The sequence below is a fragment of the Marinobacter sp. MBR-99 genome (genome assembly GCF_040547575.1).
Taxonomy (GTDB): Bacteria; Pseudomonadota; Gammaproteobacteria; order Pseudomonadales; family Oleiphilaceae; genus Marinobacter.
Genome location: NZ_JBEPPY010000004.1, coordinates 42,849 through 69,453 on the forward strand (window position 1 = coordinate 42,849; position 26,605 = coordinate 69,453).

The window sequence follows — 26,605 nt, forward strand, 5'->3', positions numbered from 1 at the left end:
AAGCCATCCGATTCGTTATCCCTTAAGCGAGGCGTCCCTGTTTCCTTGCCTCTCCCCACAATCCCTGCAGGGGTGCGTCCGGTGCGTCGTCCTTTTCCCTGTCATCCTTGACGTTGAACATCATACCAATCCCACCTTTACAGACGTGTGAACTGTGCACGATTTGTTTAGCACGAAACTGGGGGTCTCAGTATTTTCTGTTCAAAATCATTAACATAGATTAATTTTCTGGGTGAGCGCTCGTGTCTGCGCACGCAACGCGGCTACATGTTCTTACATGTATGTAGGAGATATCTCACACGGAGTCGGGCGAATTTCTCAAATCCACTTCACCGGCATTGCGGATGCCCGGCCAGGGCAGCATACCGATAGCAATGCCCAGGGCATCCGCCACAACGTCGGCCATGGAGAAATCCCGATAGGGGAGGTTGGCCTGGACCATTTCAAGCGCCAGGCCAAAGCTCAGCAGGGCAGGGGCGTACCAGAGGGCACTCAGGCGCGGCCAGGCTAGCCGGGTGACGATGGTCAGCTCGATGAACGCAATGATGTGGTTGACCTTGTCGTTGGCGGCCGCGGGGATCGGGTAGTTGGAACTGGTTGTGGCCAGGTACAGGATGGCGGCCACCGAGATCAGCAAGACCGCCTGCCAGAGCCGGCGCATGCGCAGAAGGGTATAGACGGTTTGCTGAAATTGAAGCATCAAGTCATCCAGGCGTGGTTGCGGGCTGTGGGAAAGACTCTGACATGATATGCTTTGCGCCCCGTTTTTGTCATGGCAGCGGAGGATCACCAGCAATGCTCAAGGGTAACTTTTTCAGAGGACTGGGTTATCTGGGCGAAGGTTTCAGGCTGATCCGCCTGCCGGGCCTGCGCCTGTTCGTCATCATTCCCCTTGTGATCAACATTCTTCTGTTCGGTTTGATGTTCTATTTCATGGCGGAACTGTTTTCCGCCATGATCGCCGGTGCCATGGCCTGGCTGCCGGACTGGGCCTGGTTGCAGGCGCTGGACTGGTTGTTCTGGCTGCTTTACGGCGTGGTGATCTTGCTGATACTGGCCTACGGTTTCGTGATTGTTGCCAATCTCATAGGTTCACCGTTCTACGGCTACCTGGCCGAGCTTACCGAAAAGCACCTGACCGGCCAGGAGGTCAATCCGGACGAAGGCTGGGCAGCTCTGCTGAAGGACACCCCGCGAATTCTCTGGCGTGAGGTCCAGAAGATTGCCTATTACCTGCCCCGGGCCCTGGGCCTGTTCATCATTGGCCTGATTCCGGTAGTCAACCTGGTGGCTGCCGTGCTCTGGTTTCTGTTCAACAGCTGGATGATGGCGTTGCAGTACGTGGATTATCCGGCGGATAACCACAAAGTCAGTTTTGCCCGGCTGCGCCGGGATCTGGCAGCCCAGCGGCTGTCAGCACTGGGTTTCGGCTTGCCGGTGGCCCTGGCGGCCATGGTGCCGGTGCTTAATCTGGTGGTGGTGCCGGCTGCGGTGTGCGGAGCAACCGCCTACTGGGTGCGGGAAAATACATCGAATCAACAGTAATTTGCGTGCGGAGGTTTCTTGGAAACATCGGAATTTGTCATCGGTCAGCGTTGGGTGAGCCACAGCGATACCGCCTTGGGTTTGGGTATCGTTACCGACATCTCGGGGCGCAGAGTCACCCTGGGGTTCCCGGCGGCCGATGAAGAGCGCACCTATGCCATCGATAATGCGCCGTTGTCGCGCATTGTCTATCAGCTGGGTGAGGAGATAGAGACCTACGACGGTGAGCGTTACGTTGTTCGCGCGGTCGAGGATCTCCACGGTGTTCTGATGTACCACGCCGATGACGGCGAGAATATTCAGCAAATCTCCGAGGTGAAGCTGGCCGGTTCGGTGAATTTTTCGGCGCCGCATCAGCGCCTGTTTGCCGGTCAGTTTGACCGAAACGGGGCTTTTCGGTTGCGGGTGTCTACCCTGCAGCACATGGATCGCCTTCGGGCTTCCCCGGCCCAGGGATTGATTGGGGCGCGTACCCAGCACCTGCCACACCAGCTGTACATTGCCCACGAAGTGGCCCGCCGCCATGCCCCCCGGGTTTTGCTGGCCGATGAAGTGGGTCTTGGCAAAACCATTGAAGCGGGCCTGATCCTGCACTATCAGCTGCATACCGGCCGGGCCCGAAGGGCACTGATTGTGGTGCCGGATTCGCTGATTCACCAGTGGCTGGTGGAGATGCTGCGCCGCTTTAATCTGCGCTTCTCCATTGTCGATCAGGGCCGGTACGAAGACATTAAGGCCCGGGAAGATGATGTAGACGCCCTGGTAAACCACATCTTTGGTGATGATGACAGCGTCAACCCGTTCGAGGCCGACCAGTTGGTGTTGTGCAGTCTCGATTTTCTGGTTGAAAGCGAGCAGGCCCGTAACCATGCCATGGCGGCGGGTTGGGATCTGATGGTGGTGGACGAAGCCCACCACCTGGCCTGGTCGCCGCAGCAGGCCAGTGCGGAATATCAGGTGGTTGAAAGCCTGTCGGAGGCCAGTAAAGGCCTGTTGCTGCTGACGGCCACGCCGGAACAGGTGGGCGTGGCCAGTCATTTCGCCAGATTACGCCTGCTGGACCCGGCCCGGTTCCACTCTCTGGACGCCTTCCGGGAAGAGGAGCAGCAATACGAGGCCATCAACAAGGTGGTGCGCCGGTTACTTGAGAGCCCGGAGCACATTGACCCGGAAGACAAAGCCGCCCTTGCCGGCTGGCTCGGTGATGAGCTGGATGAGCTTCTGGCGCAGGATGGTGCCCATCAGGCGGTGATTAATGCGCTGCTGGACCGTCATGGCACGGGCCGCGTGCTGTTTCGCAACACCCGGGCAGCGATTCAGGGCTTCCCGGAGCGCCAGCCGCTGCCGGAACCTCTGCCGTGTCCTGCCCTTTACGATGACTGCCGCTACGGCGCTGTCGGTCTGGCGCCTGAACAGTCCGTGCCGGAAGAGCAATGGCTGGCGGACGATCCCCGAGTAGTCTGGCTGGAGCAGAAACTGGCCAGCCTGCGCCCGGCCAAAGTGGTGGTGATCTGCGCCCGGGCGGACACCGCCATGGCGCTGGAGCATTACCTGCAGCTGAGGGCCGGCATTCGCAGCGCGGCCTTCCACGAGCGCCTGAGCCTGCTGGAGCGGGATCGTGCGGCCGCCTATTTTGCCGACGGTGAGCAGGGCGCCCAGGCACTGATCTGCTCGGAAATCGGCAGTGAAGGCCGCAACTTCCAGTTTGCTCATCACCTGATATTGTTCGATTTGCCCGCCAATGCCGACCTGCTGGAACAGCGGATTGGCCGGCTGGATCGTATTGGTCAGACCGAAGCCATCCGGATTCACATACCGTACCTGCAGGGCACAAGCCAGGAAGTGCAGTATCGCTGGTTCCATGAAGGGCTGAATGCCTTTGCCGAGAGCTGTGCCGTGGGCGTGGCTGTCCATGAACAGGTCGGTGACCAGTGGCAGAAGGCTTTGGCCGGAGATGACAGCGTCCTGGAACCCATGCTGGCGAGCAGCGCCGAGGAAACTGCGCGGCTGAAAACCCTGCTGCACAACGGCCGGGATGCGCTGATTGAACTCAATTCCTGCCGCCGGGATGAAGCCGAAGCCTTGATTGCCAGCATCGAGCAAGAGGAAAGCTCGGCCCAAGTGCGTGATTACATGGTCCAGGCGTTCGATATTCTGGGTGTGGATATTGAAGATCACAGCGAGCATGCGGATGTGCTTAAGCCTGGCGAACAATACCAGGCGGGCCATGTTGCCGAGTTGCCGGAAGACGGCCTAACCGTCACCTGGGAACGGGAACAGGCTCTTCAGCGGGAAGATATGGCGTTCATGAGCTGGGAGCACCCGATGGTGACCGGTGTGATGGATTCCGTCACCAGCTCGGGCCTGGGCAAGGCGGCGCTGGCCAATTTGTCTGTGAAGGCGTTGCCCCCCGGCACTCTGCTCTTGGAAGCCCTGTTTGCCGTGCATTGCCCGGCGCCGGAATCCCTGCAGTTGACCCGCTACCTGCCGGTTTCTCCGCTGAGGCTGGTGGTGGATGTGAATGGCCGGGATCTGTCCAAGGCATTGCCGCACGATCGCCTGAATGAGTTGTGCTCCAACATCCGACGCCGGACGGCCCAGGCCATCGTGCCGAAAATCCGGGCCGAGGTGGAAACCATGGTGGACCATGTGGAGCGCCTGGCTGAGCCGCACCTGGCACAGTTGCAGGAAAAAGCCCTGGCGCAGGTTGAGGCGGGCTTCGTGCCTGAAGTACGCCGGCTGGAAGCCTTGCAGCGGGTAAACCCGGCCATTCGCAGTGAGGAGATCGACTTTCTGCGCGGCCAACTGGACGCGGCCCGGGAAGCGGTTGGGCACGCCAGCCTTGCGCTGGAGGGTATTCGGGTGATCGTTACCTCCTGAGGTGGACTAACTGGCTGAGTTGCGGGCGTAATCTGGCAACATGGCATCTGATAGAGTAAGTTGAACGTAACGAAGTGTTATAAGCCTTTGGTTATTGTCCAAAGACTCCAATCCACGGAAGACAGAGAGAACCTGTGATGACGTTGATACTGTTTCTGATCGCACTGGGCGGCCTGCTGTTTGTTCTGCGTCGCGAATCCGGTGCAAAACCCGCTATTGGCATTATGGCGGTAGTAGGTGTGTTGTCCCTGTTTATGGCTTCGGGCTGGCTCGCGCTGGTTCTGTTGGTGGGCGCCGCGGTGACTGCAGCCGCGGGGCTACCCCAGTTCCGGATCAATTGGCTGACCCCTCGGGTATTCGCCATGTTCAAGAAGGTGGCTCCCAAGGTCTCAGAAACAGAAAAGGTGGCGCTGGAAGCCGGCACCGTGGGCTGGGATGGTGAGCTGTTTACCGGCCGCCCGGACTGGCACAACCTGCTGATCAACCGCCATGCCGGATTGAGCGACGAAGAGCAGGCGTTCGTTGATAATCAATGTACCCAGGCCATCTCCATGTGTAATGCCTGGGATCTGGCGGTTGAGCGGGCTGACCTGCCGAAAGAACTGTGGGACTTCCTCAAGAAAGAGAAATTCTTCGGCATGATCATTCCGAAGGAATACGGTGGCCTGGAGTTCTCGGCAAAAGCACAGACTGCGGTGCTGCAGAAGCTGGCGGCCAACGAAATGCTGATGGTGACCGTTGGGGTTCCCAATTCCCTCGGCCCTGGTGAGTTGCTGGTCAAATACGGCACCGAAGAACAGAAAAACTATTACCTGCCGCGTCTGGCCGATGGCCGTGAAGTGCCATGCTTTGGTCTCACTGGCCCGCGGGCAGGCTCTGATGCAACGTCGCTGCCGGACACCGGCATCGTTTGTAAACAGAAGGTGGACGGCAAGGAAGTACTGGGCATTCGCCTGAACTTCGAAAAGCGCTGGATTACCCTCGCGCCGGTGGCCACCGTGGTGGGCCTGGCGTTCCGGATGTTTGACCCGGACGGTCTACTCGGCGACACCAAGGACTACGGCATTACCTGTGCGCTGATTCCCCGTGACACCGACGGCATGGAAATCGGTCGTCGCCACTGCCCGATCGGTACGCCGTTCATGAACGGGCCGATCAAGGGCAAAGACGTGTTTATCCCGCTGGACTACATCATCGGTGGCCAGGAAATGGCCGGGCAGGGCTGGCGCATGCTGGTTGAGTGCCTGTCGGTGGGCCGTTGTATCACCTTGCCGTCTGGTGCGGCTGGTGGTGCAGCCTACGCTGTCGGGACTGCCGGTGGCTTCACCCGCATTCGCCGCCAGTTCAATACCCCGGTGGCGGATATGGAAGGTGTGCAGGCGCCCCTCGCCCGTATTGCGGCGAAAACCTACATTGCCCAGTCGGCGGTGAACCATACCGCGAACATGATTGACCGTGGCGAGAAACCGGCGGTGCCGTCGGCCATCCTCAAGTATCACCTGACCGAGTTCCAGCGTGACATCCTGACCGATGCCATGGATGTTCATGGTGGTAAGACAGTCACCCTGGGCCCGCGTAACTACCTGGGCATTGGCTTCAGCGGTGCGGCGGTCTCGATCACTGTTGAGGGTGCCAACATCATGACCCGCAGCCTGATGATCTTTGGCCAGGGTGCGATCCGCTGTCATCCGTACGTCCTGAAAGAACTGGCAGCAAAAGACAACGACGACATCAAGGCCTTTGATGAAGCATTCTTTGGCCATGCCGGCCTGATCTTCGGTAATGCCGCCCGCGCCTTTACCCAGGCATTGGGTATCGGCAAGGCCGATGTGCCGTTTGACAGCGCGTCGCGCAAATACGCCCAGGCCCTGGCACGGTTCAGCTCCGCATTCGGCCTGTGTGCCGACGCCGCCATGACCACCCTGGGTGGCGAGTTGAAAATGCGCGAGCTGATTTCGGCCCGCCTGGGAGATATGCTTTCGAACCTCTACCTCGCTTCCATGGTTCTGAAGAACTGGCACGAGACCCAACCGGTGGAAGGTGAGAAGGAGCTGATGCAGTACAGCCTGGCGTTGTTGCTGCACCGTACCGAGCAGGCCCTGGACGAGTTTCTGCAGAACCTGCCTAATCGTCCGGTGGCCCTGGCCCTGCGTGCTGTAACTCTGCCGCTGGGTTGTCGTTGGGATGCGCCCCATGATGACCTGGCCCGCAAACTGGCTCGCGCCATATCCACCGATACTCCGATACGCAACAAGTTGATGGCAGGTGCCTGGACCACTGATGGAGAGGGCACCGTAGAGAACCCTGTGGCCCGTTATAACGGCCTGCTCAAGGATTACGACAAGGCTGAACAGCTATACCGCAAGGCGACCAAGGCCTATGCCAAGGGCGAGTTGCCAATGACGGCGCTGCATCCTGAAGAGCGGTTTGAGGCGGCACTTAAAGCAGGGGTCTTTACCAAGGAAGAGGCAGACTTCATGCGACAGTATGAGCAGGTAGTGCTTGAGATGCTGACTGTCGATGATTTCCCGTTTGATGAGTTTGCCCGCAACAAGGATACCCTGATTGACCATAACCCGGCCTGACGGAGCCAGTTGACGTGTGGCTCTCAGTTGTTGCTGTAAGTGTTGGCGCCGTGATCGGCGCCAACCTTCGTTGGGCACTTGGCTTATGGCTGAATGCCAGTTACCACGCGGTGCCCTGGGGCACCCTGGTGGCCAACCTGAGCGGTGGCTGGCTGGTTGGGCTGTTGATTGGCTTTTTCACCCAGAGTAACGCCCTGGCACCGGAATGGCGTTTGTTTGCCATCACCGGGCTTTGTGGTGCGCTGACCACCTTCTCAACCTTTTCCCTGGAAATGTTCGGGGCACTGCAAGAGGGTAAGTGGGCCATGGCACTCACCGGTATTGTTGCCCATGTAGTGGGGTCCATTCTTATGACCGCCCTGGGCTTTTACACCTTCAGTCTGATCAAGGGCTGAACTGTGTCCGGGCGGCGCCGGAACTGGGTATGAGTACCTACATAAATTATTAAAAAAGACCCTTGGCAAGCCGGGAATTCCAGAGTAGAGTGGTTCGTGTAGGAAAGATTAGCCAAGCAGTTCATGAATAAGACGTACCTCCGCAGTTAGTAGTGACCGTCCTGTTTTTGATCCCGCGAGTTCAGTTTTTCCGTCAAACGCTGACCAACACCACGAAGGTGTGTGGCAGCAGATAATATGATTGATTTCAGGAAGTTTAAGTATGTCTACTACTACCGGTACTGTTAAGTTCTTCAACGAAGCAAAAGGCTTTGGCTTTATCACTCGTGAAGGCGGCCCGGACGTATTTGTTCACTACAGCGCCATCCAGGGCTCTGGTTTCAAGACCCTGGCCGAAGGCCAGCAGGTCGAGTTCACCGTAACTCAGGGCCAGAAAGGTCCTCAGGCGGAGAACGTTGTTGCTCTGTAATCCCCACGGTATTGAGCAATAACCAGGAAAAGGCAGCTTCGGCTGCCTTTTTTGTTGGTGTTTCGGGCCGATATGTTGCCCGTATTTGGTGAAAGTCCGCCCCCTGTGTAATCTTGTTTCCGCTTGCTCCCGTTTAATCTGAAGTCGAGACTTGCTGGAACATCTGACATGCTTCGTATACTCAAGGCCGCCTGGATTCTTTTCTGGGCCATTTTGCTCACCCTCATTCTTTTCCTGCCTATCGTCATTGCGGCCCTTATCGGCAAGCGTGGTGATGCTGCTTTTCACGGCACTCAGGTATATGCCTGGATCATTTTGAAAGTGTGCGGTATCCGCCTGCGTGTGCGGGGCAGGGAGCATATTCAACCCAACCAGCGATATGTGATTCTGAGCAATCACGCCTCGTATTTTGATCCGCCAGCCTTGGTGCTTGCCTTGGGGCTGCAGTATCGGTGGGTGATCAAGAAAGAGCTCAGAAAGGTACCCTTGTTCGGACTGGCGCTGGAGACGTCCCGAAACCTGTTTATCGACCGCTCCAAAGGCAGCGATGCGCTGGAAAGCATCAAGCAGGGCGTGGCTCAGTTGCCGGAGGGTACCGGCATTCTGTTGTTCCCGGAGGGCACGCGATCCATTGACGGGCAACTGTTGCCGTTCAGGAAGGGCGGCTTCGTGATCGCCAAAGATGGTGAGCTGCCCATTCTACCAGTGACGATTCGGGGCTCCCATGAACGCCTGCCAAAGGGGCGCGCAGCGTTTTCCGCCGGCGATATCGAAATCGTGGCGCATCCGCCGGTCAGTACTGAGCACCGCTCGTTGGAGGAACTCATGCGCGAGGTTCGCCAAACGATTGGGTCTGCCCTTTAGAAAAGAGCTGACCCGCTTGGCGGCGGGCCAGAACGGTTATTGAGCGAAAATCTCACTATAGAACTGCATGGTGCCGTTCCAAGACCGGGCAGCAGCGGTTTCATTGTAGGCGATGGGCATTCCGAACTGCTCGGCAACCTTGTCTGCGCCGGGGTTGGTGAAAGAGTGGGTAACCCCGGGGAAGCTCACCAGCGTCAGGTCTACTTCTGCGTTCTGCATCTCCCGGACCAATCCTGCTACCTGCTCGGAAGGCACCATCGGGTCTGCACCTCCGGTGTATACCTGCACTTTGGCTTTTACCTTGCCGGCCTCTGCCTGAACCGGGCTGGCCAGTGCACCGTGATAGCTCACCACCCCGGCCAGATCAACACCAAGGCGAGCCATGTTCAATACTACCGCACCGCCGAAACAGTAGCCCTGGGCGGCAATACGGCTGGCATCCACGCTTGCATGGTTCTGCAGCAGTGATTTGGCCTTCATGAAACGGGCTTTCACCTGGTCCATGTTTTTGGTGGCTTCCTGCATGAACTCCTGAGCGGTATCCGGGTGTTCAGCCAGCTTGCCCTCGCCGTACATGTCCAGGGCAAAGGCTGTGTAGCCCGCCGCTGCCAGCTTCTCTGCCTGCTCACGGGCGAAGGCGTTATGACCCCACCACTCGTGAACCACCAGAACGCCGGGCCGTTTGCCCTCGTCTTCATCATCCCAGGCCATGTAGCCACTAAAGGTCTGTCCATCCACTTCATAGGTGACCGTTTCGGTGCGAAGTTCCGCGTTGGCACTGGCGCCGGCAATGGCCAGGGCGAGCGCAGTGAGGTGAGTTGTTTTTCTGATTCCAGGCATGTGGGTCATCTCCTTGTGTGGTTTTGGATTCCTTGTCATACGAGTGTTCAGACATACCCGATGAACACTGCTTACAGAACCAAATGATCTGAGAGCACCGGATTCGCGAACAAAATGGCATCAGGTGCTGCTTTCAACCTGACCGTTCTTGACTATAGTTAAGAACAGGAACGGTGATAAGTCTGAACTCGTTCAGGCACCGTATCCACCCATACCAATAACATCAATAACGAGGGGGTGGTCTATGCTCCTGTCACACGCGTTTGGTCTGTTTACCCACCCGGACCAAGAGTGGGCATCCATAAAGAAAGAACACGAACATCCAACCCGGCTGTATGTTGCCTATGTGGTTATTCTGGCAGCTATCGCGCCGATCTGTGCTTACATCTCAACCGCGCATTTCGGCTGGTCCGTCGGCAATGAGCGATTGATCAAGCTGACGGAAATCAGTGCGTTGCAGCTGAGCGTCCTGACATACATTGCCATGCTGGTGGGCGTCTTTGCCCTGGGCTACGCCATTAACTGGATGGCAAAAACCTACGGTGCCAAAGAGGAACACGTACCTTCTAACGGTATTGCCCTTGCGGCTTATTCCTGCACTCCGCTGTTCCTGGCTGGCTTTGCGCTGTTGTACCCGGTGCCATGGTTCAACGCGGCTGTGTTTCTGGCGGCAGCCTGTTACGGTGCCTGGCTGATGTATGACGGCCTGCCCATCGTGATGGGGATCGAGAAAGAGCGTGCGGTAATGTACGGCGGGGCCCTGCTGACCGTTGCCCTGGTGATTCTCGTTTCTACTCGTGTTGGCTCGGTCATTCTCTGGAACTTCGGTGTCGGCCCGGTGTTTGTCAGCGGGTAGTCGTAACCTGCCAATCATCAGCCATCAAAGGGGAGCTTCGGCTCCCTTTTTTTGTGACCTGGTGCCTGCCTTCCCCCAGTTGTCGGCATTTGCCACAGGGATGTCGCAATCCGGCAACGCGGTTTTCATCTGAGCAGTCTAGCGTTTGGTCTGCGGTCGCGAATCGGGCGGCCGCCCACAACAGGACAAGCTCAGAATGAATAATAAGGGGAACAGAATGGCACGGTTAACACGCAGGGATTTTCTGAAAGCCTCGGCCTTGGGGATGGGAGCAGTAGCTGTCTCAACCGGATTGGCGGGTTGTGTGTTCGATAGCAGCGATAAGCGCAGCGTTGAATTCACCCATGGTGTCGCCAGCGGCGACCCGTTACAGGACAGCGTCATACTCTGGACGCGCGCGGTGCCGGATAGGGGGACCTCGGTAGACGTGGGCTGGGAAATTGCCAGGGATGCCGAGTTTGATGAGATCGTACACTCCGGCACCGCCGGGGCCAGCGCAGAGCATGATTACACGGTGAAGGTGGATGCCCGGGGCTTATCCGATGGCCAGCGCTACTTCTACCGATTCCGCTCCGCTAACAGCACATCGCCTGTTGGTACTACCCGAACCCTCCCTGAGGGCAGCATTGATCAAGTGAAGCTGGCTGTTGTCTCGTGCTCCAACTATCCGGCGGGCTATTTCAATGTCTATCGGGAGATTGCCACCCGACAGGATCTGGACGCCCTGGTTCATTTGGGAGACTACATCTACGAATACAGCAGTGAGGCCGACAGCTACGCAGCAGCAGATGCCGAGGCATTGGGGCGCACCTTCCCGGAGGCCAATAATCTGGAGTTGATTACTCTGCAGGATTACCGCCAACGCTACGGCATCTATCGCAAGGACGATGACCTTCAGGAATTGCACCGCGTTATGCCGTTCATCGTGGTATGGGACGACCATGAGGTCACCAACGACACCTGGCGCGAGGGTGCAGAGAACCACAATCCGGAGCTCGGCGAAGGTGATTTCGGGGAACGCAAAATAGCGGCCTTGCGGGCCTTCTTTGAGTGGATGCCGATCCGCCCGGTAATAGAGGGTAGTAACGAAACCATCTATCGGAGTTTCCGGTTTGGTGACCTGGTTGATCTGCATATGCTGGATACCCGCATTATTGGCCGTGACCAGCAGCTGGATTACATGAACTACCTCGGGGAGGGCGGCCTGGATGTAGATGCTTTCCGGGCGGCAGTAGGGGATCCGAACCGTACCCTTTTGGGCGCCGAACAGCTTTTGTGGTTGCAGTCGGCACTTGCGCAGGGGGCGGGTACCTGGCAGGTGCTTGGCCAGCAGGTGCTGATGGGGCGCATGAACCTGCCCGCCGAGCTGCTGATGGCCATTGCGACACAGAATCTGGAAAACCTGCCGGCATCACTGGCCGAACTGGCAACGCTGAAAGCCCGGGCGCTGCAGGGTGATCCCACACTTACCGAACAGGAGCTGGCGCGGCTTGAACTGGCAGCACCCTATAACCTGGATGCCTGGGATGGCTACCAGTACGAACGGGAAGTGGTTCTCGCCACCGCCCGGCAGCTGGACAGGAACCTGGTGGTGCTGGCCGGTGATACCCACAATGCCTGGGCCAACAACCTCCGGGATGTGGAAGGGCGACAGATTGGCGTGGAGTTTGCCACGGCCTCGGTGACCTCGCCTGGGCTTGAGGGGTACCTGGGGCTGCCGGCAGAGATGATTCCGCAAGCCGAACAGGGAATCGGGCTGCTGGTTGATGACCTCGAGTACCTCAACATCAGTCAGAGGGGGTATATGCTGGTGACGTTCACATCAGAGGAGGCGCGCGCGGACTGGCACTTCCTGGATACCGTGAAAAGCCAGACATACAATGTTGATACGTCGGCAACGGCGTCTCTGCGAACGTTGCCTGGCTCGGCGAATCGTCGTTTGGAAACCCCTGCGGGGTGACGTCAAGCAGGGCCCGGGGAACCCCCGGGCTCCTTTACGCCGGGGTTCTGCTGGCGGAATTGACAAAGCGATTATTGATCCACTTCTCCAGCTCCACCACCAGGAGCAGAAATACCCCAAACGCGAGACTTAACAACAGATTTGCTGTGCCGGGCTCAGTGGTGCCAAACAGTGCCTGCAACGGTGGCAGATAGGCGAAGGCGGCTTGCAGCAGGACCAGTATGCCGATGGCTATCCAGATCGGGCGGCTACCAAACAGGCCCCGCCAGTTCAGCACCGAGGAGTACAGGTGACGTACATTGAACAGATAGAAGATCTGTCCAGACACGAGTGTCATGATGGCTGCGGTCCGGGCCACGTCCAGATCAACGCCCTGACTGGTGAGCCAGTAAAAATGTCCGAAAGTACCCGCCCATAGCAGCAGGCCGACGAAGGGGATACGCCAGAGAAATCCTCCGGACATCAGTGGCTGCCTGGAGCTGCGGGGAGGGCGCGCCATGGTGCCGGGCTCGGTAGGCTCAAAGGCCAGGGCCATCGCTAGGGTTACTGCGGTCACCATATTGACCCAGAGTACCTGGACAGGCGTTAGCGGAAGTGGCATCGCCATCAATACCGCCATGAAGATGGTCAGCCCCTGGCCGGCATTGGTTGGCAACAGGTAGAGAATGGCTTTTCGGATGTTGTCGTAAACCGTTCTGCCTTGTTCGACCGCCCGGGCAATCGTGGCAAAGTTGTCGTCCGCAAGTACCATCTCGGAGGCTTCCTTGGCTGCTTCCGTGCCTTTTTTGCCCATGGCTATGCCGACATCGGCCTGTTTCAGGGCCGGGGCGTCGTTAACGCCATCGCCGGTCATGGCCACGACCTCTCCGCGCGCTTGCAGCGCCCTTACCAAGCGGAGTTTATGTTCCGGACTGGTGCGGGCAAAAATGGTGACCCTTGAGACCGCTTCAATCAAATCGTCTTCCGACAAGGATTCCAGTTCCTGCCCTGTCATGGCCGGGTGATCCCCTGCGATCCCCAGTTGGCGGCCGATAGCCTGGGCTGTTCCCCCGTGGTCGCCGGTAATCATCACCACCCGAATGCCTGCCGCCTGGCACTGGGCAACCGCCTCGATGGCTTCTTGCCGGGGAGGATCCATGATACCGAACAGTCCCAGCAGTACCAGATTGCTTTCGACCTCGTTCCATTCCAGATGAACCCTGTCTGCAGGCACCTGGCGGCAGGCGACTGCAAGCACCCGCTGACCCTCCTCGGTGATGGTCTGCATTTGTTTGTGCCAATAGTCGGTGTCGAGAGGTTCGGTTTCCGTTGCGCCCATCTGAAAGGCGCATCGCTCCAGAACTCGCTCGGGGGCGCCTTTAAGGAATATCCAGGCGTTTGTTTCGTCGGTGCCGTCCCGGTTCAGTGTCGCCATGAACTTGTGTTCAGAGGCAAAGGGAATCGTGTCAAGCCGCCGCCAGGGATGAGCCAGGTCGTCGGGGTCCAGCCCCGCCTTGCGTGCCACTGCCACCAGGGCACCTTCGGTTGGCTCTCCGTTGAGCACCCAGTCGCCTGACTTCTCGGAAATCTCGGCGTTGTTACAGAGAAGCCCGGCCCGTAGCATCTGGATAAGCGCCGGGTCGTCTTTTGGGGCCACCGGTTTGCCGGATTCCTTGAACTCTCCGATGGGTTCATAACCGGCGCCGCCAACCGTCAGGCTACGATGCGCCATTTCCACGGTCTGGACCTTCATCTCATTGCGGGTAAGCGTGCCTGTTTTGTCGGAGCAGATATTGGTGACGGCACCCAGGGTCTCGACGGCGGGCAATCGCCGGATGATGGCGCTGCGGCGGGCCATCTCCTGGACTCCAATCGCGAGCGTGATGGTCAGGATGGCTGGCATCCCCTCCGGAATAGCGGCAACGGCCAGACTTACCGCCGCAAGGAACATCTCCGAGAGTTCCGTCTGGCGAACCCAGTAGCCGATGGCGAAGGTCAAGGCCGATACCAGAACAATCACGGCGCTTAGCCAGCGGCCGAAAACGGCGACCTGGCGCAGCAGCGGGGTAGTAACCGCCTCCACTGATTCCATCAATTCACTGATGCGGCCAATTTCTGTTTGCTGAGCGGTGCCCACCACGACACCATAGCCGTTGCCAAAGGTCACCAGTGTGCTGGAGTAGGCCATGTTGGCGCGATCCCCAAGCGGCAGGCCTTCCTCCAGCCTACCCTGATCCTTTTCAGCCGCTTCGGATTCTCCGGTCAGTGCGGCTTCTTCGACTCTCAAGTCGGCGCATTCAATAAGGCGGATGTCCGCCGGCACCCGGTCACCAGCCTTGAGGCGAACAATATCGCCGGGCACGAGTGTCTCCGCAGCAACTTCCTGGCGCTTGCCCTGACGTATTACCTGGGCCGTAGGAGACAACATGTTGCGGATGGCGCCGAGGGCCCGCTCAGCTTTGCCTTCCTGGAAAAAGCCGACCAGAGCATTGATCAAGACCACGCCCACAATCACGCCGGTGTCCACCCAGTGGCCGAGCAACGCTGTACCGATCGAGGCAACAATTAGTATGTAGATCAGAACGTTATGAAACTGACGCAAGAAACGGATCAATGGGCCGGGGCCATCAACCTGAGGTAGTCGGTTATAGCCATAGTGTTCCAGGCGTCGGGCGGCTTCGGCATCGGTCAGTCCGTGATCACCAGACTCAAGAGCACCCAGTGCAACATCGGAGTCCATGCTGTACCAGGGTTGATCCAGGTTAGCGGTGGGGCTTTGGGTTGATTCCGGTGCTCTATTCATCAGGTTACCTAGGACAGGCCTCGGGTAATCACAGACGGGTCGCCTCGGCCTTCCACCGCAGCCAACTCAGCACTGGACAGCCACTCGCCCGGCGGCTTGTCCATGACATCGGCGCAGGCCGCCAGGGTGTGGCCCCAGGAACACTGGTTGGCAAACAGCATGCCGGCTTCGTTCAGGGTGCCGCCGCGGTTGACGTAACCCAGTATGCGGGAATAGGCCGGCTGGGGGAACAGGGTATGCAGGTGGCCCCGGAATACCTCCGGGCGCATGTGGGTAAGCGCCACTCGCCGGTGCATCCGGTGCGGGAACAGCCGTTCCTGTTCGAACTCGGTCAGGCAGGTTGCCGCTTCAAGGGTATCCCGGGGCTGGCGGAACCGGCCCGGTTCCTGCAAGTAGACCAGTCGGAACGGCGTTCCGGTTTCCCGCAAACGTTCGCAGGCGCGAATGGCTTCTGAAAGCTGATAGGCGCCATTGGCAATCAGCAGCAAGGGCTCCTCGCCGGCGGATGTATCTTCATCTACCACCAGGGCGCCATGTCTGGCCAGGCGTTCAGCTTCGTTAGCGTTAAAAACACATGGCCGATCGCGTTTCGGAATCACCATGCAGCTGATTCTTCCGCGCTCGGTGAACACCGACGGCAGAACCGCCAGGGTACTGTTGTAGTCAGCAGGGAACAGCACCCGGGACACGTCACTCATCTCGCCCAGCAAAGCTTCACAGAACGTGGTGTCCTGATGGGATTGCTCATTCTTGCCATTCTCCCAGGTGTGGGAGGTGGCTATGATCGGGAACCCAAGCCAGCGGGCGGGCCGACCCACCTCCTTCTGGTGTCTGGCGAAGATCAGCTCCTGCCGCACCGCACCGAGCATTTTTACGCAGAAGGCTTCATAACTGGCGACCAGATTCAGGCCTGCCTTATTCGCCAGGCAGGCAGAGACCACGGCTTCTTCGTTGAGGGCGGTGATGATGTGGCCATGAATGGATTCGTCATCGCTTTCCGGATCGTTTACCCGATGTTTGAGGTCCTTGAGAACACCCGTCAGCCGGTTACTGGCCAGTTCATCCGGATTGCCCACTCTGGGCCGAAGATCCGGATTGCTCTTGGTCAGTGCCCGGAAGAAGTCGTCCACTGCCGTCATTGGTGATGACTTGTTCTGACTGTAAGGCAACACCGGAACCTTGGGTTCACGTGGGTTGCGCAGCGCAAGGGGATGATCCCGCTCAAGGGGTCGCTGTTGCTGGCGGTGCTCGTTAAGCGCAGCGACGGCCCATTCAAGTTCTTCCGGGGGCACCCACAGGGGCTGGATGTGCTCGTTGAACAGGTCCCGGGCCCGGGCGTCCATCCGCGGGTTGCCTGGCAGGGGCAGGTTGTGAGCGGAGTTTTGGCCTGCACCGTAAAATCCGAAGCCCTTGGTGGTTTCGGCGATACCGTAGGGGATGCGGACCGGGTAGCTGGTGTCACCCCGGCCGGCGGCCTCGCCGTGGTCTGCCAGTGTCCGTTCCATATCAAACAACGTGCAGACAAATGCGGCCGGGTCTTTGCCATCGAAACGTACCGGCTCAAATCCATGTGCCTCAAGCAGTTCCGCGAAGCGTTCCAGCCCTTCGCGGGTACCCAGCTCGGTGCGCTGTTCAATTCTACGACCATTAGCAATCATGATGGGCAGAACCTGCCCACTGTCGCCTGCGCGCCACCAGCGCGGAATCCAGTCACTGCCCCTCTGTTCCTCGGCGGCGCCGTCGGAGAGAAAGGCGACCAGCGACTCGCCTGGCAGCGGCATATGGGCATATTGCAGTTCCGCGAAACCGAGATAGCCGCCTTCCAGAATGCCGCCTGCGGTGTGTGGATTGACGTGGCTGCCAAGGGGGGCGGCCATGGAGCCGTCTGGCTTCTGGCGGTAGCTGTAAAAATCAGAGGCAAGTCGTGACAACCCCTCCGGTGCCAGGTAGCGCGCTCGCTGTTCCGGATGCAGGTTGCCCGTCAACACGTTGAGGGCGTCGACGGCGGCAACGCAATGGCCCTGACCCATCAGCCAGCTCCGGGTTTGCCCGGTCAGGTTGTTCAAGGCCAGGTAAGCGGCGTACGCCGGCACCATATTGAGGGCGCCACCGGTATGGCCTTCAGGTGATGCCTTGAAATCCTGGGCAGCCAGCGGCGCCCCGGAGATGTCCACCCGGTTGCAGTAGGTCATATGCACCACCAGCCAGAGTCCTGCGCTGGTCAGTCGGTCCAGATACGCAAGTTTCTGGTAGACCGTATCGGTATCCGGTTGCAGGCCATCCGCCACCAGTTGTCGGGCCAGGGCCTGAACCCTGGCTTGGGTATCCTCCGAGTGGCAGATAACACCATAGCCCTGCTGCCAGCGTTGGTAGGCTGCACTGCGGTTTGCAGTAGCCGGCGATGGAGCTTGTACGTTGGGCGATGGCATGGTGTGGCCTCCATGGCTTTCGGGCTTGAGAGTGTGAAAGAAGTGTAAAACGCCTGGCCCGGTCACCCCTTGATTCAGGTCAGTCGTAATTGCATCTTTTCGGAAGCGTCACAAAGCCACGAGCGATGGCTTGGGTTATCGGTAGAAACGTTATAGGATTAGCATTCTGAACTTGTCCTGAAAGGAATCAGACAATGAGCAAAGCTATCGTGCTGTTGGGAGATCTTGGTTCAGACCATCAGGGTTTCCCGCCCACCCCGGTTCTCGCCGGCTCTCCGGATGTACTCGTAGATGGCAAACCGGTTGCCCGCCTGGGCGACCCCCTTGCGCCCCATTCCAAGCCCAAGCATTCGAACCACCCCAGGGTGATTGCAGAAGGGTCATCTTCCGTGATGATCAATGGCAAGCCGGCTGCCGTCACAGGCAGTGCTGTATCCTGCGGCGGAGTCACCATTGGCAGTGGCTCTGTCGTTATCGGGGGCTGACCAGCTCCGGTCTGATCCTTTCGGGTCGTGCCCAGTAATAACCCTGGCCATGCAGGCCGGGGAACTGCTGTAGCCAAAGAGCGATGGCTTCATCTTCTACCCCTTCAACAACCACATCAAGGTCCAGCGCTTCGCCCAACTCCAGTGCCGCTCGCAGGATTTTCTGGCGGACAGGGTAAAGCAGTACGTCCTGCAGGAAGCTGCGGTCGATTTTCAGTTCATCCAGCGGGAAACTGGCCAGGTTGCCCAGGGATGAATGCCCGGAACCAAAGTCGTCCAGGGCAATGCGAAACCCCATGCTGCTCAGGGTGCGGATGGCGCCTAGGGCGACCTCCGGGTCGGCCATGGCGGCGGTTTCGGTAATTTCAAGAATCACCTGGCCGGGGCCAACCCCGTGCAGGCGTGTGATGGCGCCGGCTTCCTCATGGAATAGCGGATGGGCAACGTCTTTTGCGGAGATGTTAACTGCGACACCGGTACCGTCTCCGTAACGCTGTTGCAATGCGGCCAAGTCCTGGCAGGCCTGGTTCAGTACCCACAAGGTCACGGAATGAATGATGCCCACCTGTTCAGCCAGAGGGATCCAGTGATCCGGGGGAATACGGCCGAACTCCGGATGCTGCCAGCGAATCAGCGCCTCGGCGGAGCGAACCCTGCCATCCCGAATGCTTACCTTGGGCTGGTATTCCAGCCACATGTCGCCGCAACGCAGGGCGTCTTCAACATCCAGCATCAGGATTTGCTGTTGATACTGCCAGTCCGCAATGGCCGGGTCGTAGACCGCCATCGGGCGGGTGTCATCCAGTGATGCAAAGCCAGCGGAGGACAGCACGCTGGCGGCGTCGGTGCCGTGCTCTGGTGCATAGGCAACCCCCATGGAGGCGGCCCAGGAGAACGAAAACCGCCCCTCACGGAAGTTCTCTGACAGCCAGTGACTGACGGTTTTCAATAACTCACGATCCTGCACCTCATCACTGCTGCGAACCATCGCAAAGGCGTGGTTGATGGTGTCCAGAGTGGCGATGCCATAGCCATTGATCATAATCAGCCGATCACCCAGGGTGCGTTTGAGGTAACGGTTCAAATGGCGCAGGTATTGCTTCAGCAGATCTTCGGCCGCCCTGTAGCCCAGGGCCTGTTCCAGTTCGTTGAATCGTGCCAGGCGGATCAGGCACAACGTGTAGGGGGTATGCTGGCAGTCGATGCTCCCCAGGGTTTCTTCCAGCATGGGCCGGTTCGGTTTGCCGGTGACCCGATGGGTTTTCAGTACCCGGTCATAATCGCGCTCGATCCGGGCCCGCAGTTTCTGTTCCTCTTGCACCCGAATATCCGAGCTCAGGCGACGCTGACGCTCTTCCATCAGCAGGCGGCCGACACCACTGGTCAGTATCAGCGATCCGGCGGCGGCCCCTAGAAAGAAGGCAGAATCGGTCAGCGGCGTGACCGGAAACCAGCCGATGGTTCTCAGGGAACTAATGATGGCTCCCAGCACAATGGCAAGCACCGACAATGCGTAATAACGAGCGTAAACGTGTCTGCGCAGCTGGCTGAGGACCAGGGCCAGGATAAACGCGCCACCTGCGGCGCTGATCACCAGGAAAACGTCCTGTCCGAGTAACGGCAGCGGTAACGGCGCAGCCAGCAAATGCAGCCCGGCAGCCATGCTGAAGCCCCGGAGAATTCTGCGGCCCGTGCGGTGGATGGCCATGAAATGGGGGGTGAATTCGCACAGGGCGATCAGGCACAGGGACAGGCTGACCGAGAGTAGTGAATTGAGCTGCGGCATGCCCGGCCAGAATAACCATAGCCCTAGGCCATCCATAACCAGCTGGCTGTAAATTACGCCGATCATCAGCACGCTGAGCCAGGCAAGCCCGGGACGTTTCAGCTTGGCGACAATACTCAGGTTGAGTAACAGGGCGAACACCAGCAATCCGGTAACGAGCGATTTCCACGCGGTGCTGAAGGTTCCAGCGCTGGCGGCCTCATTGCCTCCGGCAACAGACAACGGCAACATCACCGGACCGCTGTTTCTCACCTCCATCAGCAACACGGTTTCGCCGGGCTGGAGGGTGACAGGCCAGATCCATTGGGGCAGGGCGACATAGCGGTTATCGAAGGGGTATAGGTCGCCCATCGCCGGGAACGTCTCGATGGTACCGTCCGGATGAATCAGCGCCGGCTGGAGGTGATCCAGATACGGAGCCGGTACCACCAACTGGCTGTCCACCGGTTCCTGTCCTCCGGTTGTTAGTGTCATCCGGAAGGTAGCTGGCATGCGCGGATAGCCGATGCCGGCACGTTCGTTGGACAACGGTTCCCAGGCTCCGGAATGCCAGCGTTGCTGCTCAATTACCTCAGCCAGTGGGGCTAGCAGGTAGTGGGACTGAGGGTTTAACTTGACCGGAGAGGTGCTGCCGATGGTGGCCGTCATGGCCTGGTCGGGAGTGGCTGACGGTGCGATCAGGAGCGCGGCGGCAAGACCGTAACCGGCAGCGAGGAACAGGATGAGAAACGGCAACCAGCGATGCAGCGATTGCAAAAAAGGCAGCCTGGTCAGCGTGGGGCGGCTGGTCTGATTTGCGGGCTCGGAATCCATTCTATGCACATCCTGGCAATGCGTTTGGTCAAAAATTACTTAAAATTACGACCGGTAACTCATTGTAACAATATGAATTTCAACAAATTTTAATGTATTTGATCGTATTTTGCATTTGCTGTTTAAAACGCATGGTTAAAATGAGACCTGCGCAACAGATGGCCGGCGCTGGTATAGTAGATGTTTCGGCAAGGCGACAGGGTAAGGTTCGGGAGTGCAACGCAGTATGATGTTCATCAAGCGGTTATTGATCGTGCCAGTGCTGCTGGCGGTCACGTTTTTGCTGTCGGCAAGTCCGGTGCTGGCAGCCGGTCAGGGGATGCCGGCACTGGCCTCGGTCAATGCCGCCGCCGCGGTTGTCGGAGAAGACGCGATGTTGTTTGGCAAGAATGCCGACCGGCCGGTTCCGATTGCGTCAATCACCAAACTGATGACTGCCCTGGTGGTTGTAGAATCCGGCCAGGACATGAATGAATGGCTGACCTTCGAAGAGCGCCACGTGCCTGCAGCGGCAAACGCCTGGACCCGTATTCGGGTGGGCTCGCGATTGAAACGCGGTGACGTTTTGAGAATTGCCCTGATGTCGTCGGAGAATTTTGCCGCCTACACCCTGGCACGAGCCTACCCCGATGGTTTCGATGGCTTTGTCGCGGCGATGAATGCCAAGGCCGCAGAGCTGGGTATGGAAAACACCCGGTTTGTTGATCCTACCGGGCTGTCTGTCGAGAATGTGTCCAGCGCCTCTGATCTGGTGCGGCTTGCCAATGCGGCACTGGCGCATCCACTGATTGGCGAATACTCGACCACTGGCTATTACCGTGCTGAATTCAGGGGGCCCAGGTACAGCCTGTCGTTTGGTAACACCAACGCCTTGGTGCATCGTCAAAGCTGGGGTGTGGGGCTGAGCAAGACGGGCTACCTGACGGAGGCTGGCCGGTGCCTGATCATGGTGTCCGAAATGGACAGCAAGCCGGTGATTACGGTGCTGCTGGATTCGTTGGGCACCCGGTCGCCGATGGGCGATGCCGGCCGAATCAAACGTTGGCTGGCGAGTGGCGACCCCGGGTCTGTGGCGGCTGCGGCAAAACGCTACGAGCAGGAGAAAAACGCTGCCTGGGCGGCGACAGAGGGGAGCCAGACGGCTCGTGTCAATCAATAACAGGGTTCGGGCGACGATGATCCAGATACTGACGACCGGCGGCACCATCGACAAAGTGTACTTTGATGCCAACAGCAAGTTTGAGATAGGCGAAAGCCTGCTCCCGGAATTGCTCAGAGAATCCAATATTCACGATGGCTATGCCATCCGTGAGTTGATGCGCAAGGACAGCCTGGAACTCACTGACGATGACCGGGCAACCATTATGGAGGCAGTTCGTGCCTCGGACTGTTCCAGAATCCTGATCACCCATGGTACCGATACCATGGCTCAAACCGCCCAGGCTCTGAGGCCGCTGGCGGACCGCACCATTGTCCTGACCGGTGCCATGCAGCCCGCCCGCATGCGCCGTACCGATGCCATCTTCAACATCGGCTTTGCCTGGGCGGCGGCGCAGCTATTGCCACCGGGTGTCTACATCGCCATGAACGGTGAAGTCTTTGAGGCTGGCGCGGTGCGCAAAAACCTGGAAGCCCAGAAGTTCGAGCGGATCGTCGCGGATTAACCCGGCTCGCCCACGGACTCAATTTCCTGCGCGGTCAGTGAACGGTATTGCCCCGGCGCCAGGGTCTGGTCCAGGACGATATCACCAACACTCTGCCGGTGCAGTGCCATAACGTGGTTGCCCACCGCTGCCAGCATGCGCTTCACCTGATGGTACCTGCCTTCCCGGATGGTCAGCTCGATTTCCGTTGCAGAGCGCAGCAGAACCTGGGCTGGCAGCGTAGGCTTTTCTTCCCCATTAAGCTCGACACCTTGCTCCAGCGCCTGGCAGGCATGTTCGTCCAGCGGTTCTGCCAAAGTAACCCGGTAGGTTTTCGGACAGTCCCTGCGCGGTGATGTGACCTGGTGAGACCACTGGCCGTCGCTGGTCAGGAGCAGCAGTCCGGTGGTGTCTTTGTCCAGCCGCCCTGCGATATGCACCTGCCTGGCCAGCTCAGGGGGCAGAAGGTCAACCGCGGTAGGTTGGCTGCTGTCGTTGTTGGCACTGATCACCCCGGCTGGCTTGTTCATCATCAGGTACAGGCTCCCGGGCAGGGTCAGGGCTTCGTCGCCCATCGTTACCTCGGCATTCTCCGGAACCTGACTGTTGGCACTTTTGAAAACGGCCCCATGAACACGCACTCGCCCGGCTGAAATCGCACGTTTGGCCTCTTTGCGGGAGAGCCCGCTGCTGGTGGCAACAAACTGATCCAGGCGCATCAGCAGCCGTGTCCTTGCGGAGGTGCAGACAGGGTTGCCAGGCACAGCACGGGCGTCTGTCCGGTCAGCCTTGACCAAAGCAGTGGAAGGGCGTCCCGGTCGACTGATGGCCTTGGCATCCGATCGCTGGGGACGGGCATAACACCGGATTCGGAGGTTTCCGCCAGAATGAAGGTAAACGGGTGAGCACCGGGAATGCCCAGTCGAATGTCCGTGACGGTGATCTGATTGCCGGCTTGCCGGTAATCCAGAAAGCCGCGGGTGAACCACTCAAGACGACGGGCCTCAGGGAGGGAGGCGACCGAGCGGGCCAGTTCGGGCCGGCGGGGAAAGTGCTCCAGGTTCAGCTCGTCACTGTCATCAAGAAAACCGGTTACGATTTCGACCCGGTGCTCGTCCGTGATGGCGGTTACTCGCCACAACACCGTGTTGAACGGCATGGGCTGCACCAGCAAAGAGGCTTCCTCCATGCCGGCCTCTGCAAGGGCCGGTTGAACCCTGTCGGTCATCCACTGCTGGGCAACCAGAGTCCAGCCCAGGTACAGGGTCGACAGCACCAGACCCGCGGCAACAGCATTGGTTGCCGGAGGGCGAATCAGGAACGCCAGGCAGCCTGCCAATAAGGGCAGGGTGTACAAAGGGTCAATAATGAAAATGCTGTTGAGGGCGACCGGGTCTCCCAGGGGCCAGAACAATTGGGTGCCGTAGGTGGTAAAGGCATCCAGCAGCGGGTGGGTGACCAGGATCAAACCTGCCAGGGCCAGCCACCGTTGATAGGAAAGCTGCGGTTTCCAGCGCCACAAACCCCAGGCAATCAGGAATGACAGCGGGATCAGGATAAACAGGGAATGACTGAAGCCCCGGTGCTGGGTGAAATTGGCCACGGCACTGCCGTAGTCGATAACCACGTCCAGGTCAGGCAGGGTGCCCAGCAGTGCGCCGGTGAGCAGAACAGAGCGACCGAGTGTCTTGCCGGCAACCGCACCGGCAATGGATGCGCCGAGGGCGGCTTGAGTAATGGAATCCATGGATCTCCGCAACAATACCGTGAGGGACACCGGGTATTATGCGCTGATTCCGGATTCAGATCACCGGTCAGGAGGAAAGACACCGGCGGTCAGGCCGCCGGAACCGGAGCGTCAGGCTGCGGGGCTTGGCCTTCCTCGGCATGATTTCATCGGTTGCATCTTCGAGGCCCAGCCGGCTCAGCTACCACGGATCACGTTCAGTTTCTCAAGCAGCGCCTCCGACGGCATGCCGTCGGCAATCAGGCCCTGGGATTTCTGGAACTCGCGAATGGCCTTGCGGGTGTTCGAGCCCAGAATGCCGTCGGGTTTACCGCTGGCAAAGCCCTTGTCGTTGAGGGTTTGCTGAAGCTGGATGATCTGGTCTCGTGACAGAGTTGGCTGATCTTCCGGTGGTGGATTCTGTAGCCCTCCGGCGCCAGCAATTCGATCGGCGAGGTGGCCTACCGAAATGGCATAAAACTCAGAACGGTTCCAGCCCATGATCACGCGGAAGTTGCTGTAAACCAGAAAGGCCGGGCCCTTGTGGCCACTGGGTACCACCAGTGCCGCCTCAATCGGTTCGTTTGCCAGGGCGTTGCCAAAGGCATCGGTAATGCCCATGCCACGCCACTCAGCCAGCGGTAAACGGCGGCCATCGGACAGGCTGAAGTCAAAGTTGGCTGGCAGCAGGACCTCCCGGCCCCAGCGATACTCGCCGTCCCAGCCCATGGACTGGAGGAACTTACCCGCAGACATCATGGCATCCGGCAGGCTGTTCCAGAGGTCCCTGCGGCCGTCGCCATCGGCATCGACCGCATGTTGCAGGAACACGGTGGGCATGAACTGGACGTGGCCCATGGCGCCGGCCCAGGAGCCTTCCATCCGTTCCGCGGGAATGGCCCCTTCGTCAATGATTTTCAGGGCCGCAACGAACTGCTCGGTAAAAAATGTGCTGCGACGCTGGTCGCAGGCCAGGGTTGCCAGCGAGCTGGGCACCGGCATCTTGCCGAAGTAGCTGCCATAGTTGGTCTCCAGGCCCCAGAATGCCAGCAGGTAGGGGGCAGGTACTCCGGTTTCCCGGGTAACCCGGTTGAGCAGTTCCCGGTGTTTCTCCAGTAACTCCCGGCCGTTGGAAATCCGGGACTCATTCACCCGGCGGTTGAAGTAATCGGCAAACGTGGTGGTGAACTCGGGTTGCCGGCGGTCGAGCTCAATCACGCGCTCGATGTAGTTGACGTTGGCCAGCACATCCCGGGCCGTCGCCGCGCTGACGCCGGCACCGACGGCGCGGGCCTCGAGAGTTTGTTTGCACTCGGCAAACTGCTCGTCGGTCATGACCGGTATGCTCTGGCCCTGTGCGCTAAAGGCCAGGGCTGACAGTGACAGCGCGCCCAGGGTACGGCGAATGATTGACCGTGTAATCAGATGAGCCACAGAAAACCTCTCGGGACAAAGATAAGCGATTGTTGTCGCCATGTTAGCCTGTTTTCGGGCCCGGAAAACACCGCAGGAAGGCCAGCTGTGTGACAATTCTTTAATGCCTGATGGTATCTGTCGCGTTTGTCGTCTTTTTGTTGCGGGTGGGTCACGCTGAGCCCGTGATGTTCTATAGTTTACGGATGCACGCAAGCCCGGAGTGGATGGTTTTATGGCAACACTGAAAGCGCTGGTGGTTGATGACGCCAGTTTTGTGAGGGATCTGGTAAAGCGCACGGTTCGCCAGCGATTCCCGGTGATTGAGACTACTGATGCCCAGAATGGGCGCCGGGCCCAATCACTGATGTCCCGGGGCAACTTTGACCTGGTCCTGTGTGACTGGGAAATGCCCGAGATGTCCGGGCTGGAACTGTTGCAGTGGATGCGCCAGCAGCCTCAGTACGAGAAAGTGCCATTCATCATGATTACCAGTCGGGGAGACAAGGATCATGTAATTGAGGCGGTCAAGGAAGGGGTGTCCGAGTACCTGGGCAAGCCGTTCAGTCCCGAAGGGTTGAGCAAGAAGATTATCAAGGTCATGGGGCGGCGCCTGAAGGACGCTATGGAGAGAGGCGGCAAGTCCATGGAAGGGCCTGCAGATGCCTTCAAGGAATCGGCGGCACTGCTTACCCAGAAGCGGGATGCCCCGGAGCCTCGAAAAGAACCTGCCGCTGGTGTCACGGGGCAGGATAATCCACTGTTGGCGGGTGCCCGCCGAGAAGCCCCATCACGATCGGCTGCTCGCGGGCCAATGAGTCTGGCCTCGGTCAGGTTTTCTGACAGTACGCTGAAATCTGTGGTGAAAGATGTCAACCTGACGGAAGTCCGGGTGATTGCCAAGCGGGACCAGGAGTTTCCCGGCATTCTGGATCAGGCGGTGGTGGATATTGATATTGGCGATGGCCAGATGGCCCGCCTGAATGGTTATGTGCATCAACTGCAGGCGGTGGACAAACGCCAGGATACCGATTTTGTCAGCGTTACCATCCGGTTTGTCGATGAGGATCCAAAAAAGCTGGAGGACCTGTCACGGTTTGTGGCTCGGTTCCGCGCCGGTAGCCGCTAGCTCGG

The 26,605-nt window shown here is 58.9% G+C and carries 20 protein-coding genes; 12 read left to right on the plus strand and 8 right to left on the minus strand.

Features of this window, described 5'->3' with window-relative positions; genetic code table 11:
- Positions 1-295 precede the first annotated feature (295 nt).
- A complete protein-coding gene (locus ABIE59_RS04550; RefSeq protein ID WP_354444666.1) occupies positions 296-700 on the minus strand; it encodes a VanZ family protein in 405 nt (134 codons plus the stop codon).
- Between the two features lie 95 nt (positions 701-795).
- Between ABIE59_RS04550 and cysZ the strand changes: the two genes are divergently transcribed.
- The 6 genes from cysZ (at position 796) to ABIE59_RS04580 (ending at position 8,738) form a co-directional block, all read left to right on the plus strand.
- Positions 796-1,545, plus strand: a complete 750-nt coding sequence (gene cysZ / locus ABIE59_RS04555) for a sulfate transporter CysZ (protein ID WP_354444668.1) — start codon at positions 796-798, stop codon at positions 1,543-1,545.
- An 18-nt stretch (positions 1,546-1,563) separates the two neighbouring features.
- Positions 1,564-4,425, plus strand: a complete 2,862-nt coding sequence (rapA, locus tag ABIE59_RS04560; protein WP_354444670.1) for an RNA polymerase-associated protein RapA — start codon at positions 1,564-1,566, stop codon at positions 4,423-4,425.
- A gap of 137 nt (positions 4,426-4,562) precedes the next feature.
- Complete coding sequence (locus ABIE59_RS04565) at positions 4,563-7,010, plus strand: acyl-CoA dehydrogenase (RefSeq protein WP_354444672.1); 2,448 nt, start codon at positions 4,563-4,565, stop codon at positions 7,008-7,010.
- Positions 7,011-7,024: 14 nt separating this feature from the next.
- Entirely contained in the window at positions 7,025-7,405 is a 381-nt protein-coding gene (gene crcB / locus ABIE59_RS04570) for a fluoride efflux transporter CrcB (protein ID WP_058091547.1), read from the plus strand.
- A gap of 262 nt (positions 7,406-7,667) precedes the next feature.
- The gene (locus ABIE59_RS04575; protein ID WP_008172950.1) at positions 7,668-7,874 is read left to right on the plus strand and encodes a cold-shock protein; all 207 of its coding nucleotides are present in this window, start codon (positions 7,668-7,670) and stop codon (positions 7,872-7,874) included.
- Positions 7,875-8,042: 168 nt separating this feature from the next.
- Positions 8,043-8,738 (plus strand): lysophospholipid acyltransferase family protein, encoded by a 696-nt coding sequence (locus ABIE59_RS04580; protein ID WP_354444676.1) that lies wholly within the window; start codon positions 8,043-8,045, stop codon positions 8,736-8,738.
- A gap of 36 nt (positions 8,739-8,774) precedes the next feature.
- On the opposite strand, the gene ABIE59_RS04585 is transcribed toward ABIE59_RS04580, so the two are convergent.
- Positions 8,775-9,578 (minus strand): dienelactone hydrolase family protein, encoded by an 804-nt coding sequence (locus tag ABIE59_RS04585; protein ID WP_354444678.1) that lies wholly within the window; start codon positions 9,576-9,578, stop codon positions 8,775-8,777.
- 244 nt (positions 9,579-9,822) lie between these two features.
- On the opposite strand from ABIE59_RS04585, the gene ABIE59_RS04590 reads away from it, so the two are divergent.
- Both ABIE59_RS04590 and ABIE59_RS04595 read left to right on the plus strand, forming a co-directional pair.
- Entirely contained in the window at positions 9,823-10,434 is a 612-nt protein-coding gene (locus ABIE59_RS04590; RefSeq protein WP_072676108.1) for a Yip1 family protein, read from the plus strand.
- 217 nt (positions 10,435-10,651) lie between these two features.
- A complete protein-coding gene (locus ABIE59_RS04595; protein WP_354444681.1) occupies positions 10,652-12,394 on the plus strand; it encodes an alkaline phosphatase D family protein in 1,743 nt (580 codons plus the stop codon).
- A 34-nt stretch (positions 12,395-12,428) separates the two neighbouring features.
- Here the strand turns inward: ABIE59_RS04595 and ABIE59_RS04600 are convergent, their stop codons facing one another.
- Together ABIE59_RS04600 and ABIE59_RS04605 are read right to left on the minus strand one after the other, a co-directional pair.
- Complete coding sequence (locus tag ABIE59_RS04600; RefSeq protein ID WP_354444683.1) at positions 12,429-15,176, minus strand: cation-transporting P-type ATPase; 2,748 nt, start codon at positions 15,174-15,176, stop codon at positions 12,429-12,431.
- Between the two features lie 8 nt (positions 15,177-15,184).
- Complete coding sequence (locus ABIE59_RS04605) at positions 15,185-17,605, minus strand: phosphoketolase family protein (RefSeq protein WP_354444685.1); 2,421 nt, start codon at positions 17,603-17,605, stop codon at positions 15,185-15,187.
- A 194-nt stretch (positions 17,606-17,799) separates the two neighbouring features.
- Between ABIE59_RS04605 and ABIE59_RS04610 the strand changes: the two genes are divergently transcribed.
- Positions 17,800-18,090, plus strand: coding sequence for a type VI secretion system PAAR protein (locus ABIE59_RS04610; RefSeq protein WP_354444687.1), 291 nt, complete (start codon positions 17,800-17,802; stop codon positions 18,088-18,090).
- Here ABIE59_RS04610 and ABIE59_RS04615 read toward each other — a convergent pair.
- Positions 18,077-20,689, minus strand: a complete 2,613-nt coding sequence (locus tag ABIE59_RS04615) for an EAL domain-containing protein (RefSeq protein WP_354444689.1) — start codon at positions 20,687-20,689, stop codon at positions 18,077-18,079. The genes ABIE59_RS04610 and ABIE59_RS04615 overlap by 14 nt on opposite strands.
- Before the next feature lie 226 nt (positions 20,690-20,915).
- Between ABIE59_RS04615 and pbpG the strand changes: the two genes are divergently transcribed.
- Positions 20,916-21,848, plus strand: a complete 933-nt coding sequence (gene pbpG, locus ABIE59_RS04620) for a D-alanyl-D-alanine endopeptidase (protein ID WP_354444691.1) — start codon at positions 20,916-20,918, stop codon at positions 21,846-21,848.
- Between the two features lie 16 nt (positions 21,849-21,864).
- Positions 21,865-22,353: an asparaginase domain-containing protein gene (locus ABIE59_RS04625; RefSeq protein WP_354444969.1), complete on the plus strand. Its 489-nt coding sequence runs from the start codon at positions 21,865-21,867 to the stop codon at positions 22,351-22,353.
- Here ABIE59_RS04625 and ABIE59_RS04630 read toward each other — a convergent pair.
- The 3 genes from ABIE59_RS04630 to ABIE59_RS04640 all read right to left on the minus strand — a co-directional run bounded on the left by ABIE59_RS04630 (position 22,350) and on the right by ABIE59_RS04640 (position 25,492).
- A complete protein-coding gene (locus tag ABIE59_RS04630; protein WP_354444693.1) occupies positions 22,350-23,051 on the minus strand; it encodes a pseudouridine synthase in 702 nt (233 codons plus the stop codon). The two genes, ABIE59_RS04625 and ABIE59_RS04630, sit on opposite strands and share 4 nt — an antisense overlap.
- Complete coding sequence (locus tag ABIE59_RS04635) at positions 23,051-24,079, minus strand: metal-dependent hydrolase (protein ID WP_354444695.1); 1,029 nt, start codon at positions 24,077-24,079, stop codon at positions 23,051-23,053. Before ABIE59_RS04635 ends, ABIE59_RS04630 begins: the two co-directional genes overlap by 1 nt.
- Before the next feature lie 177 nt (positions 24,080-24,256).
- Positions 24,257-25,492, minus strand: coding sequence for a lytic murein transglycosylase (locus ABIE59_RS04640; protein WP_354444697.1), 1,236 nt, complete (start codon positions 25,490-25,492; stop codon positions 24,257-24,259).
- A gap of 214 nt (positions 25,493-25,706) precedes the next feature.
- On the opposite strand from ABIE59_RS04640, the gene ABIE59_RS04645 reads away from it, so the two are divergent.
- Positions 25,707-26,600, plus strand: a complete 894-nt coding sequence (locus tag ABIE59_RS04645; RefSeq protein WP_354444699.1) for a response regulator — start codon at positions 25,707-25,709, stop codon at positions 26,598-26,600.
- Positions 26,601-26,605 lie beyond the last annotated feature (5 nt).

Bases quoted from the DNA above. Each gene is read 5' to 3' on its own strand.
- cysZ (WP_354444668.1), top strand. From the start codon at position 796: ATGCTCAAGGGTAACTTTTTCAGAGGACTGGGTTATCTGGGCGAAGGT.
- ABIE59_RS04605 (WP_354444685.1), bottom strand. From the start codon at position 17,605: ATGCCATCGCCCAACGTACAAGCTCCATCGCCGGCTACTGCAAACCGC.
- ABIE59_RS04615 (WP_354444689.1), bottom strand. From the start codon at position 20,689: ATGGATTCCGAGCCCGCAAATCAGACCAGCCGCCCCACGCTGACCAGG.
- ABIE59_RS04565 (WP_354444672.1), top strand. From the start codon at position 4,563: ATGACGTTGATACTGTTTCTGATCGCACTGGGCGGCCTGCTGTTTGTT.
- ABIE59_RS04585 (WP_354444678.1), bottom strand. From the start codon at position 9,578: ATGCCTGGAATCAGAAAAACAACTCACCTCACTGCGCTCGCCCTGGCC.
- pbpG (WP_354444691.1), top strand. From the start codon at position 20,916: ATGATGTTCATCAAGCGGTTATTGATCGTGCCAGTGCTGCTGGCGGTC.
- ABIE59_RS04590 (WP_072676108.1), top strand. From the start codon at position 9,823: ATGCTCCTGTCACACGCGTTTGGTCTGTTTACCCACCCGGACCAAGAG.
- ABIE59_RS04600 (WP_354444683.1), bottom strand. From the start codon at position 15,176: ATGAATAGAGCACCGGAATCAACCCAAAGCCCCACCGCTAACCTGGAT.
- ABIE59_RS04580 (WP_354444676.1), top strand. From the start codon at position 8,043: ATGCTTCGTATACTCAAGGCCGCCTGGATTCTTTTCTGGGCCATTTTG.
- ABIE59_RS04630 (WP_354444693.1), bottom strand. From the start codon at position 23,051: ATGCGCCTGGATCAGTTTGTTGCCACCAGCAGCGGGCTCTCCCGCAAA.
- ABIE59_RS04610 (WP_354444687.1), top strand. From the start codon at position 17,800: ATGAGCAAAGCTATCGTGCTGTTGGGAGATCTTGGTTCAGACCATCAG.
- ABIE59_RS04645 (WP_354444699.1), top strand. From the start codon at position 25,707: ATGGCAACACTGAAAGCGCTGGTGGTTGATGACGCCAGTTTTGTGAGG.
- ABIE59_RS04635 (WP_354444695.1), bottom strand. From the start codon at position 24,079: ATGGATTCCATTACTCAAGCCGCCCTCGGCGCATCCATTGCCGGTGCG.
- ABIE59_RS04550 (WP_354444666.1), bottom strand. From the start codon at position 700: ATGCTTCAATTTCAGCAAACCGTCTATACCCTTCTGCGCATGCGCCGG.
- ABIE59_RS04595 (WP_354444681.1), top strand. From the start codon at position 10,652: ATGGCACGGTTAACACGCAGGGATTTTCTGAAAGCCTCGGCCTTGGGG.
- ABIE59_RS04575 (WP_008172950.1), top strand. From the start codon at position 7,668: ATGTCTACTACTACCGGTACTGTTAAGTTCTTCAACGAAGCAAAAGGC.
- ABIE59_RS04625 (WP_354444969.1), top strand. From the start codon at position 21,865: ATGATCCAGATACTGACGACCGGCGGCACCATCGACAAAGTGTACTTT.